This is a genomic window from Pseudoalteromonas sp. SG41-5 (genome assembly GCF_014164495.1).
In the GTDB taxonomy this organism is placed as follows: Bacteria; Pseudomonadota; Gammaproteobacteria; order Enterobacterales; family Alteromonadaceae; genus Pseudoalteromonas; species Pseudoalteromonas rhizosphaerae.
Genome location: NZ_JACJFH010000007.1, coordinates 68,483 through 80,248 on the forward strand (window position 1 = coordinate 68,483; position 11,766 = coordinate 80,248).

Genomic DNA, 11,766 nt, shown 5'->3' on the forward strand with positions numbered 1-11,766 from the left:
CGCGATGAGCGGAGTATGATAACCAGTATCCGAGTAATTTAGTCAAGTATAGTTGTTTTATGATTTCTATTTCCGAAACCGCACAATCGCATTTTGCAAAATTATTAGCTGACCAAGCTGAAAAAACAAATATTCGCGTATTTGTTGTTAACCCTGGCACATCACAAGCGGAATGTGGTGTATCTTACTGCCCTGAAGATGCAGTAGAAGCCACCGATATTCGTCTTCCTTTTAACGGCTTTGATGCTGTAGTTGACACAGAAAGCGCGCCATTTTTAGAAGAAGCTGAAATCGATTTCGTTACCGATAAAATGGGCACCCAGTTAACACTTAAAGCCCCCAATGCTAAAGCCCGTAAAATCGGTGATGACGCAGGACTTAACGAACGTATTCAACACATGTTAGAAACAGAGGTTAACCCTCAGCTTGCTAACCATGGCGGCCAAGTAAGCCTTGTAGAAGTAACTGCTGAAGGTATTGCTGTTCTTCAATTTGGCGGTGGCTGTAATGGTTGTTCTATGATCGATGTCACACTAAAAGAAGGCATTGAAAAAGAAATGATTGCTAAGTTCGATGAAATCACCGGTGTTGCTGATATTACTGATCACAAAGCTGGCGATCATTCTTACTATTAATAGTAGGCAGTCATGCTAAAGCCGCTGATATATCGCTTAGGTTCAGAGCCTAAGCTCAGCTTAAAGCGCTTTTTACGCGGCCTAGCACTGTTTGTGCTAGCCGTGATATTAATCACCCTCGGCTATTATAGCCACTACAGCTTACAAATCATCGGCTTAGTAATTTTAGCCATAGCACTATTCTTCGCCGCTTGGGGCTACTTAGGTATCTTTGCTAATCGCTTTTCGCAGGTATTAGACAGAAAAGATTCCCGTCCAGAAGAAGATCCTGATCTTTGGAAATAGCCAAAGCTCTAGGTTCTATCAAAATACTGCCATGAAAAAGCACTCATCAACAATACCTATTTAATTTGTCGTACTTTATTTCAGTTGTTGCGGGAGCCTGAGTTTATGAAGAACGAACCGACGACCTTCGGGTTATGAGTAGCCCAATTTTCGCACTCACTGAATTTTAGACATAAAAAAACACTCATTTTAAGAGTGTCGATTCATTATTACTTGATTTCAGTGGTTGCGGGAGCCGGATTTAAATAGATGGCCTTTGCTGGCTAATGTAGAGCTGAGACCGACGAGCTATTTATTTCACTGAGTTTCAGGCATAAAAAAACACGCTTTAGGCGTGTCTGTTTAATATTCTAAATTGTAATTGTAATTTCAGTTGGTTGCGGGAGCCGGATTTGAACCGACGACCTTCGGGTTATGAGCCCGACGAGCTACCAGGCTGCTCCATCCCGCGCCTGAAATATTAAGTGTTATTTTACTTCTTACTTAATTAAAGAAGTCAGCCAACTCACTAAAGAATTGGTTGCGGGAGCCGGATTTGAACCGACGACCTTCGGGTTATGAGCCCGACGAGCTACCAGGCTGCTCCATCCCGCGCCTGTATATTTTAAGTCTATTGACTAGTGATTTTTAACTCTCACCAAGAGTTTACAGTAACCGCTTCTTTAAAAGAATTGGTTGCGGGAGCTGTGAAAGGTGAAGAGTGAACCGACGACCTTTTAAAACTTCCAATGCACCAAATCATTTAATAAAATTGGTTGCGGGAGCCGGATTTGAACCGACGACCTTCGGGTTATGAGCCCGACGAGCTACCAGGCTGCTCCATCCCGCGCCTGTAATTTCTTTTTCAACGGTTTCGCGTTATTTGCGAGCCTGTTTCGAAGAGAGCGCTATAGTATAGGAATCATATTATAATGCAACAGTTAAACTGCTTAAAGCTGTTCAACCGAACAAAAAGCAAACAAATAGAGTAATTAAAGCGCTCTTTGGTGTGGACTGATCATTTTTTGCCACTCCCAATCAGGGTGACCCATCACTATAAAGTCAGGGTTCTCTGTACTCTCACGCTGATTGTAGGTTAATGGATTAAATTCAGCATCAGTAATACAGCCACCTGCTTCTTCAACAATTATTTGCGATGCTCCCGTATCCCACTCACCTGTTGGCCCTATCCGTAAAAAACAGTCAGCTTTACCCTCAGCAACAATACATGCTTTTAAAGAGCATGAACCTACAGCAACTGTTGTAAACTGCGCGTTCAAGTATTGACTAACAGCTTCAATTTTTTGACGACGACTAACAGCCAAAGTTAAGTTATCTGGAGTGGCAACATTGATCTGCTGCTCTACGCCATCAACACGCTTAAATGCACCATTTTGATAACTGGCAAAATAAGTTGTCTCTTTCGCTGGCCAATAAATCACCCCAAGCACTGGGCGATTGTTTTCAATCAAAGCGATATTTACCGCAAAGTCGCCGCTTTCTAAAATAAACTCACCGGTACCGTCCATTGGATCGAGTAACCAATAGCGCTGCCAATCTTGCCTATCTGCTAAAGCAGGGATTGGTGTTTCTTCTGACATAATAGGAATATCTGGCGCTAGTGCTTTTAATCCAGCAACTAACACATCGTTAGCGGCTAAATCGGCTTTAGTGACAGGTGTGTGATCTGACTTTTCTTGCTGGCCAATATCATCTTTCTTGTAAATAGCCATAATCGCAGCACCAGCGCTTTGCGCAAGCTCAATACATGGCTCAAGTAATTCAATCATTCGCAGCTCCTGATTCTAAATGCTTAGTTAATAATAGCAAAGCTGCAACGCTTCGTGCTTCGGTGAAGTCTGATTGTTGTAATAATGACTGCCAATCGGTTAATGGCCACTTAACAACCACTAATGGTTCTGGCTCGTCCCCAACTAAAGTTTGCGGATAAAGTTGTTGGGCAAACAATATGTGCATAGTCGCATTAAAGTAACTGGGTGCCATTGAAACCACTTTAAGTGGCTGAAGTTGCTCAGCACCAAAGCCAACTTCTTCTTTTAATTCTCGGTTTGCTGCTTGTTCTGGTGTTTCGCCAGGATCAATTAAGCCTTTTGGGAAGCCCAGTTGATAATCATTAGTGCCAGCACAATATTCTCGTACTAACAGTAATTCATTATCAGCTGTTAATGGCACTATCATTACAGCCCCTCGGCCACCGCCGCGGATCCGTTCGTATTGACGCTGTTCGTCATTTGAAAATTTTAATTCAAGTGATTCCACCGTAAATAATCGGCTTTTAGCAACAACTTCGGTGCGAAGAATTTGTGGTGGTGTTGGGTGCTTTTTCTGTGTCATTGGCATTAATTTGCTATCATGGCAGTTAGTTCAATAATAAACCCTATAAGATGAATTTCCTATGTTAAATTGGTCAAAAATCGATACTGTGCTGCTAGATATGGATGGCACTTTGCTCGATCTCCATTTTGATAATCACTTTTGGCTGACAGTGATCCCTGAGCAACTCGCTATCGCAAAGAATATTAGTTTGGCACAAGCCCAAGCGGATATATTAAAACGCTATCAAGCCGTTAGCGGTCAAATCCAATGGTATTGCTTAGATTACTGGGAACAACAACTTAATTTACCTATTATGGAGCTAAAATATCAGCATCAGCACCTCATTAAAATGCGTGAGGATGTACCAGCATTTTTAACGTCGTTGCGAAAAGCAGGTAAAGAGTTGATTTTACTTACCAACGCACACCCGGAAAGTGTCATGCTCAAGTTTGAAAAAACCAATATTGATAACTATTTAGATGGTGTGGTGTCGACTCATCAATATGGTGTGAGTAAAGAGCAGCAAAGCTTATGGCAGCAAGTACAACTCGATTTAGGTTTTGATAAGCAGCGTACGCTGTTCGTTGACGACAGTTTAGCGGTACTAAACGCCGCAAAAGAATATGGTATTGGCCATTTATTGGCGGTTGCAAACCCAGATAGTAAACAACCGCACAATGAAATCAGTGACTATTTGAGCGTCACTGATTTTCGTGACATGCTGCCTTAATTTTTAGGGTAGCGAGCCTCTAAGCCTTGATATACAAGCTTTGCAAAATCAGCATGTTCCGTATTCAGGCTTTTAACGACCTCAACTAAATGCTCGTTATCTTCTTTGCCATGCCATTCTTTAATGTAGCTACCATCTTTATAACCATGATCTTGGCGGAAAAAATTAAGCGTATTTTTACCTACATAGCCTCGATATAAATCATCAATATCCATACCTATTTGCGCCATACATCCAGCGAAGGCTGCGGCATTAAAGGTTTTCTCAGCGACGGCTGACGCGGCGAGAATTTCTAACGTTTGTTTGAAATCATCAGCTTGTTGCGGTGCACTTAACTGTTGTTCCAACTGCTTAGCAAGCTCTAAATAACTGGTCTCACCATCAATTCGTAACGATAAACCGAAGTGAAAAATATCAACCAATTCTAAAATAACTTGCTCGGTATCTGGAGTTTGCTTTTTCCACCATTTCCAACCGTAATGATCAAGCATTTCAGCGCATTCAACCCAAATAGCGCGATACCATTCAAAGCCTTGGCTAAACCATTGATCATGAACTTTGGTGTTCATGGCATTTTGCATTTCTAGCATCACCACTAGTTTATTTAAATTGGCAGACATATCTCTTCCAGTTACTATTTTAATTGTAGTTAATAATACAGATAAATACTCTTCGATGAAATCGATTCTACGTGCTGATTGTGGTTAATACGCAGAGGTCGCTAACACAAATATTGCCAATATAGCTAAGGGCATTTCATTACGCGGCACCCGAGGATATTTTGCTAACTGAAAACTGACGGCTACCTACCTGTAGTAAATTCTTGCCATGAATTAATCAGATCAACAAAATCTTCAAAACCACAGCCACTACTTAAACCATTTTCCTCGAGCATAAGCTCATCATCTTGATAAGCAAATAAATCTTCAGAGTCTTGGTGCAAGGCATGGGCTTCAAAAATGGCTTCATCTTTATTTAAGATCAAATCAATTTCTTGGCCCTGTAGCGTTAACGGCTCAAAACTACTTGATACTGAGGCTATTAAAGCTTGTACCATAGCAATTTTGTCTTTGCCGATCTCTTCATTTAACCAACGGCCAATAACCGCATGTTCACTGCTAATTTTAATCCGCAGGCCACTTATTGGATCGCGTATAAATTGGTATTCCATAACTTTACCTAAATACAACTAATGATCGGGATTATACCCTAGTCAGTGCTGAATAAATAAAGCCAGTGACAAAAATAGCGCTAAAAAGCGCTATTCTTTGAAGTGATACAGCTACCGATAAGATCTAAACCGCGCGGCATCAATGATTGCCCAAATATAGACGATCGGCAGTAATATAAAACCAATCGCAACATAAATAAGCGCGCCACTAATAACCCACGCTAGGAAGAAACCAATTGCCGCCATGATCCGGCCTTGAACTAACTGCCCTAAACCTGGGAAAAATATATTACAAATCGCTGCGATAACATTACCGCCTGAACCTTGCTCTGCCATGTTAACCTCAATTATTAATTTAATTTTATTCTTATCTACTTACATTCTTCATGCCAATTATTTAGTTATTAAAAATCAATATGTTAAAATCAACGGTAATACGAAGAACTAGCTAAAATCGTGATTTTTACTAAATATAAGTCAAATTGGCGATATCACTTCACACCATTGATCTAGCTTAGCTAAAAAATGACTATAAATGAATCATTAAGTTTTTAAAGCCTTTAGACTATGTATTAAATTAACTGGTTATAAAAACAGTATTTTATTTAGCCTAACAAAAACACCTGTTATACTGCTTTTAATATTGATTGAAAAGGCGTGATGATGGACGTTTCAGAATTACTCGACGGTTTAAATGATAAACAACGGGATGCAGTTGCAGCCCCACTCCAAAATATGCTGGTGCTTGCTGGCGCAGGCTCTGGGAAAACTCGAGTACTCGTTCATCGTATCGCATGGTTAATGCAGGTTGAGCAAGCCTCCGCTTATAGTATTTTTGCAGTAACCTTTACCAATAAAGCAGCTAAAGAAATGCGCACGCGCGTTGAACAAGCCCTTCAAGCACCAGTAGGTGGTATGTGGATTGGTACTTTCCATGGCTTATCACACCGTATTTTGCGCGCCCACCATCGCGAAGCAAACTTACCAGAAGCGTTTCAAATTTTAGACTCTGATGATCAACTTAGAATGATCAAACGCTTATTAAAAGCCATGAATATTGATGACAAAAAATGGCCTGCAAAACAGTTTGGCTGGTATATCAGCGCCAAGAAAGATGAAGGTCTGCGCCCCAAAGATATCCAAGCTTACGACATCAACGAACAAATGATGCTTAAAGTTTACACCGCTTATCAAGAAGCATGTGATCGAGCAGGATTAGTTGATTTTGCCGAAATCTTATTACGTAGTTTTGAAGTACTAAAAAATAATCCAACCTTACTACGTCACTACCAGCAACGTTTTGCCCATATGCTAGTAGACGAGTTTCAAGATACCAACACCATTCAATATGCATGGCTTAAATTATTAGCCGGCGATACCAACAGCATCATGATCGTAGGTGATGATGACCAAAGTATTTACGGTTGGCGTGGTGCTAAAATTGAAAACATTAAGCGCTTTTTGACCGATTTTAAAGCCGAAACTATTCGCCTTGAACAAAACTATCGCTCTACTGCCACGATTCTAAAAGCGTCTAATGCACTTATTCAAAATAACTCAGACCGAATGGGTAAAAGCCTCTGGACTGATGGCAATGATGGTGAACCTATTTCTGTTTATGCCGCTTTTAACGAATTAGACGAAGCGCGCTTTGTAAGCAGCAAATTACGCAGCTGGTTAAACGCTGGTAATGCCCTACAAGATGCGGCGATTTTATATCGTAGTAACGCGCAATCGCGGGTACTTGAAGAAGCCATGTTACAAGAAGGCTTGAAGTACCGCATTTACGGCGGTATGCGCTTCTTTGAACGTCAGGAAATTAAAGATGCGCTGGCATATTTACGGCTCGTAGGTAATCGTCAGGATGATGCTGCATTTGAGCGAGTGATTAACACTCCTGCTCGTGGCATTGGCGATAAAACCTTAAGCCATATTCGCGATTGTGCGCGTAGCGAATCATTGCCATTATGGTACGCCGCCAAAGCCATCGTAGAACAACAACATTTATCAGGACGTGCGGCGACGGTTGTTACTAAGTTTGTTGAACTGGTAGAACATATTGAAGATAAAATTGGTGACCTCACTTTAGAAGAGCAAGCGAAATACGCTATTCAAACATCTGGTTTAATGGCGATGTATCAAGCAGAAAAAGGCGAAAAGGGCCGCGCCCGGGTAGAAAACTTAGAAGAGCTGATCAGCGCCTGTGGCCAATACGAACTCCCGGAAGATGAAGAGTTTAGCTCACCACTGCAAGGATTCTTGGCTTATACCTCACTGGAATCCGGTGATGGTCAAGCTGAAGAACATGAAGATGCAGTGCAAATGATGACGTTGCACTCAGCGAAAGGCTTAGAGTTTCCACTCGTATTTATGGTTGGTGTTGAAGAAGGCATGTTCCCATCTCAACAAAGTAATGAAGAATCAGGTCGGTTAGAAGAAGAGCGTCGTCTTTGTTATGTCGGCATGACTCGCGCCATGGAAAAACTCTATATTAGCCATGCCGAGAGCCGCCGTCTTTATGGTCAAGAAAAGTACCACAGTCCATCACGCTTTTTACGTGAAATGCCTGAAGATTGTATTGAAGAAATTCGTATTAAAACTCAAGTATCGCGACCACCCGCAGCAGGACGATTTAGCTCATCAGTTAGTCATGCCGTATTTGAAGAAAGTGGCTTTAGCTTAGGACAACACGTATTACATGCAAAATTTGGTATGGGAACGGTTATTAATTACGAAGGCAGTGGCGCTCAATCTCGCGTACAAGTGAATTTTGATGACTTTGGTAGTAAGTGGTTAGTAACTGTTTATGCACGACTACAAGCCATTTAACTCGTTAATAAGTAATATCCTACCGCAAATTGCCTATGCTAAACATAGGCAATTGCTACTCATTACTGGCGAACAAAACTGGTGTTATCAACAGGCTAATGAGTTACTCAAGCAACTTTGCCATCCGCTTGTTAAGGTATTATCAACTAGTGGCGAACTCACTGACAGTAGCTGGCCTGAACATACTCATCAAATTCTTGGCCAAGAATTTCAGCATGTTATTTATGACGGTTTTAGTGGCTTAGTGCCAGACAAATTTGCCGCTCTTAGTGGCACTGTTCAGGCTGGCGGTTTATTTATTGTATTGTTGCCAGAACTTGATGATTTACACTATTGGTGTGACCCAGCACTGACCGCCTTTCAATCATTTGCTCAACAACAACAGCAGAGTTATTTTAACCAACGCTTGGCACGCTTACTCCAGAGTAATTTGTATCTGCACCTGAGCCAACAATCAGGCTGGCAAACGTTACCAGAAACAAGCCAGCTAGCAGGTAAAATAAACCTAACTGAACAGCAATTTTGCATCGAGCAAATCATTAGAACTGCCAACGGTAGAGCCAATCGCCCTTTATTGATCAGCGCAGATCGTGGCCGTGGAAAATCGGCGGCTTTAGGGCTTGCTGCTGCAACACTTAACGATAAAAAAATACTCATTTGTGCACAGCAGTTTAACGCCCTACACAGCTGTTTTAAACACTTTGCCGCAGCACGAGGATTAAGCTATCAAACTCGGGATAAACAACTCGCCAACTTGCATTATATCGCACCCGATCAATTACTAAATGAACTACCTGACTGTGATGTATTGTTGGTTGATGAAGCTGCTGCGATCCCAGTACCATTATTAATTAAAATGCTCACGCATTATCCCCGCATTATATTTGCCAGCACTATGGTAGGTTATGAAGGGAATGGCCGCGGGTATACTTTAAAATTCAAACGTTACCTAGAGCAACATTATAAAAATATGCATAGTGTTACTCTAGAGCAACCAATTCGCTTCGCAGCGAATGATCCGCTAGAACAGCATATTTGTAATTTGTTAGCACTTGACGCCGATTATCAAGATATTACGCTAGACACCAGCGCTCTGCTCTATTCTGAACTGACTCCCCAACACCTTGCTGAAAATGAAGCACTACTGCGTCAAGTCATTGGGCTATTAGCATTAGCGCATTATCAAACTAGCGTAAATGACTTGCGCCACTTACTCGACGCGACAGAGCAACGCATCTTTGTATGTCAGCAACAAGGCGTTATTATTGCAGTATGCCTAATTGCGATTGAAGGCGGTTTAACCGCAGACTTGAGTCAACAGGTTGTTAGTGGTCAACGTCGCCCACAGGGGCATTTGATGGCGCAAACATTAGCACAGTTAAGTGCTAATGCTGACGTACTAACAAGGTTGTGTGCTCGTGTTGTGCGCATTGCTGTAGCTCCATCACAGCATAGTAAATGTATTGGCTCACAACTTATTGCTCATTGTGAACAGCAACTAGCATCGAGCTGTGACTGGTTTGGAGCCAGCTTTGGCGCTAATGCGAGCCTACTCAAGTTTTGGCAAATGGCGGGGTTTAGTTTAGTTAAACTAGGCTTTATCCAAGATAAAGCGACTGCAGAACATGCAGCTCTTGTGGCTAAAAGTTTAACTGATCGCAGCTCGCTAATTAAAAATCTGAAAACTGATTTTCAATCAGACTTTGCATTGCAACTACTTGATCATTTCAATCAGTTAGATCAACAATTAGTCGAACAAGTACTGCGTGACTGTGCTCAACATAACGCTGATAACATCCAAGATACACGTCTAGCTGCATTACTAACAACAGATTACCAAATTTTTACCATCAAACCTTTATTGTGGCGGACACTTTGGTGCACACCAAGCAGCTTATCTAATTGCGATGAAAATACCAAATGTCTTTTTATTAGACTAATATTACAAAACTGGTCATCACAAAAGGCACAAATAGTTTTACAGATCCGTGGTAAAAAATCACTCGATAAACTATTCAAACAGGCTGTTACTAATTGGTATGAACAATACTTACTTAAAAAATTACCTTAGCGTTCTTTTCTTCTTTTCATTTTCACATAGCAATTTCGCCTATGCCGAGAACAAGCCAGCGATAAAATTAGGCATGTCTACCGCGTTAACAGGACCTGCCAAACAAATTGGTGAACAACTTTACCTAGGTAGTAATATCTATTTTAACAAGCTAAATAAAAACGCAGGTATCAACGGAGCACACGTAGAATTAATAGTCGCCGACGATGGTTATGAACCAAAACGCGCAGTAAGTAATACTCGTCGCTTTATTTATCAAGACAAAGTAGATGCGCTATTCGGTGCAATGGGAACTCCAACAAGCTTTGCTGTTTTACCAATCCTTGAACAACTGCAAATTCCATATTTAATGCCTTACAGCGGCGCTAAATTTTTGCATTATCAGCCAACAATTAATGTATTCAACATAAGAGCTAGCTACGATGATGAAGCTGACGAGCAAATAAAATACCTAGTCGAAGAAAACAATCACACACGTATTGGGTTTTTAATTCAAGCAGATGAATTTGGTCTTGTAGTAGAATCTGGATTGCGAGAATCGCTCGCCAAACATAATCTAAAGCCAGTTAAAGTCGCGCGCTATCAACGAAACAGTAATGAGATAATGAGCGCCTTAGAAATACTAAAAGCCAGTGGTGCTACTGCCATTTGCTTAGTAGGCACATACAAACCATTATCTGAATTTATAAATAGTGCCCATGAACAACAGTTTATGCCTGACTACACCAGCATATCTTTTGCCTCAAGCAATGACTTATTTGCTCGCCTAAAATACTCCAGTAAACTTATGGCGACCGAAGTAGTCCCTAACCCTAATAAATGTAACGCCTATTGGTGCACTGAATTCTTAAAAGATATGGCTGCAGCGCAAATTAACACACCTAATCGTCTGCACTTTGAAGGCTATCTCAATGCAATGGTGTTTAGCGCCGCAGCACAACGCTGCCCGCAACCACTGCAACATAATTGTTTAATGCAGCGCCTAAATATTATTTTTAGTGAAGATAAACAAATAAACGCGTTATTCGTCAATAAAACTGATAAGAATAAGCATACTGTCTATCGCTCTGTGTTTTAACAAAATAGCTGCGCTTTCTAAATAATGTTCTATTATTAAGCTATATATTTAGGAGGTGAGGACACTATGGACTTAATTAATTTTAGAGTAGGCCAGAAAACAATTTCATTAAAAATTCTCGACATACTTTTAACTGAACGCTTTGAAGATAATTTAACCTCATTACCTAACGACAATAAAAGTTTTATTGGTGTTAAAGACTATATGGAAACCCCCACTCCAATATTTGATCTAGGTATTATTCTCAACAAACAATCAACACAAGAAACCAATCAATCATTAGTCGAATTATTTAGCGAGTGGCAACAAAAGCAACAAGAATGGTTTACTGCACTAGAGAATAGTATCAAACATAATCAGCCGTTTAATCATAATACCGACGTTCAGCAGTCAAATTTTGCAAAATGGTACAGTCATTTCAAAACTGAAAATGAAGATCTCAAAGCAATTATAGAACGCTTTAAAACCCCTCATAGTCGGCTATATACAAAAGCGAATAAATTAATCGAGTTGGTAAAACAAAACAACGAAAAACAAGCGCTAGTTGAACTGAGCATAGAGCGTAACAGCAACTACATGCAACTCATCAGATTGTTTGAATCTGCCAAAGAACAGATCTTGCTCGATCATAAACCCATTATCATCTTCACC

12 protein-coding genes and 3 tRNA genes are annotated in these 11,766 nt (G+C 40.7%); 7 read left to right on the forward strand and 8 right to left on the reverse strand.

Features of this window, described 5'->3' with window-relative positions; all coding sequences use genetic code 11:
* Positions 1–59: 59 nt before the first annotated feature.
* Both nfuA and H5232_RS03535 read left to right on the forward strand, forming a co-directional pair.
* Complete coding sequence (gene nfuA, locus H5232_RS03530) at positions 60–635, forward strand: Fe-S biogenesis protein NfuA (protein WP_145242549.1); 576 nt, start codon at positions 60–62, stop codon at positions 633–635.
* A 12-nt stretch (positions 636–647) separates the two neighbouring features.
* The gene (locus H5232_RS03535) at positions 648–920 is read left to right on the forward strand and encodes a hypothetical protein (RefSeq protein ID WP_145242551.1); all 273 of its coding nucleotides are present in this window, start codon (positions 648–650) and stop codon (positions 918–920) included.
* 374 nt (positions 921–1,294) lie between these two features.
* Here H5232_RS03535 and H5232_RS03540 read toward each other — a convergent pair.
* The 5 genes from H5232_RS03540 to nudE all read right to left on the reverse strand — a co-directional run bounded on the left by H5232_RS03540 (position 1,295) and on the right by nudE (position 3,254).
* Positions 1,295–1,371 (reverse strand) — tRNA-Met (locus H5232_RS03540).
* Positions 1,372–1,437: 66 nt separating this feature from the next.
* Positions 1,438–1,514 (reverse strand) — tRNA-Met (locus H5232_RS03545).
* A 158-nt stretch (positions 1,515–1,672) separates the two neighbouring features.
* Positions 1,673–1,749: transfer RNA gene (locus H5232_RS03550), tRNA-Met, on the reverse strand.
* A gap of 142 nt (positions 1,750–1,891) precedes the next feature.
* Positions 1,892–2,689, reverse strand: coding sequence for a 3'(2'),5'-bisphosphate nucleotidase CysQ (cysQ, locus tag H5232_RS03555; protein WP_145242561.1), 798 nt, complete (start codon positions 2,687–2,689; stop codon positions 1,892–1,894).
* On the reverse strand, positions 2,682–3,254 hold the full coding sequence (nudE, locus tag H5232_RS03560) for an ADP compounds hydrolase NudE (RefSeq protein ID WP_179959231.1): 573 nt from the start codon (positions 3,252–3,254) through the stop codon (positions 2,682–2,684). The genes cysQ and nudE overlap by 8 nt, the downstream gene beginning before the upstream one ends.
* Before the next feature lie 61 nt (positions 3,255–3,315).
* Between nudE and yrfG the strand changes: the two genes are divergently transcribed.
* Complete coding sequence (gene yrfG / locus H5232_RS03565) at positions 3,316–3,966, forward strand: GMP/IMP nucleotidase (protein WP_145242565.1); 651 nt, start codon at positions 3,316–3,318, stop codon at positions 3,964–3,966.
* Here the strand turns inward: yrfG and H5232_RS03570 are convergent.
* The 3 genes from H5232_RS03570 to H5232_RS03580 form a co-directional block, all read right to left on the reverse strand.
* Positions 3,963–4,586: a dUTP diphosphatase gene (locus H5232_RS03570; RefSeq protein WP_149983053.1), complete on the reverse strand. Its 624-nt coding sequence runs from the start codon at positions 4,584–4,586 to the stop codon at positions 3,963–3,965. The genes yrfG and H5232_RS03570 overlap by 4 nt on opposite strands.
* Before the next feature lie 182 nt (positions 4,587–4,768).
* The gene (locus H5232_RS03575) at positions 4,769–5,137 is read right to left on the reverse strand and encodes a YacL family protein (RefSeq protein WP_145242569.1); all 369 of its coding nucleotides are present in this window, start codon (positions 5,135–5,137) and stop codon (positions 4,769–4,771) included.
* Between the two features lie 111 nt (positions 5,138–5,248).
* A complete protein-coding gene (locus H5232_RS03580) occupies positions 5,249–5,473 on the reverse strand; it encodes a hypothetical protein (protein WP_145242571.1) in 225 nt (74 codons plus the stop codon).
* Between the two features lie 327 nt (positions 5,474–5,800).
* Between H5232_RS03580 and uvrD the strand changes: the two genes are divergently transcribed.
* The 4 genes from uvrD to H5232_RS03600 all read left to right on the forward strand — a co-directional run.
* On the forward strand, positions 5,801–7,966 hold the full coding sequence (gene uvrD / locus H5232_RS03585; protein WP_145242582.1) for a DNA helicase II: 2,166 nt from the start codon (positions 5,801–5,803) through the stop codon (positions 7,964–7,966).
* A complete protein-coding gene (locus tag H5232_RS03590; protein WP_182762156.1) occupies positions 7,944–10,037 on the forward strand; it encodes a GNAT family N-acetyltransferase in 2,094 nt (697 codons plus the stop codon). Before uvrD ends, H5232_RS03590 begins: the two co-directional genes overlap by 23 nt.
* Before the next feature lie 73 nt (positions 10,038–10,110).
* Complete coding sequence (locus H5232_RS03595) at positions 10,111–11,115, forward strand: ABC transporter substrate-binding protein (RefSeq protein ID WP_259399237.1); 1,005 nt, start codon at positions 10,111–10,113, stop codon at positions 11,113–11,115.
* Positions 11,116–11,181: 66 nt separating this feature from the next.
* The coding region (locus H5232_RS03600; RefSeq protein WP_182830566.1) for a chemotaxis protein at positions 11,182–11,766 on the forward strand (585 nt) is incomplete at its 3' end.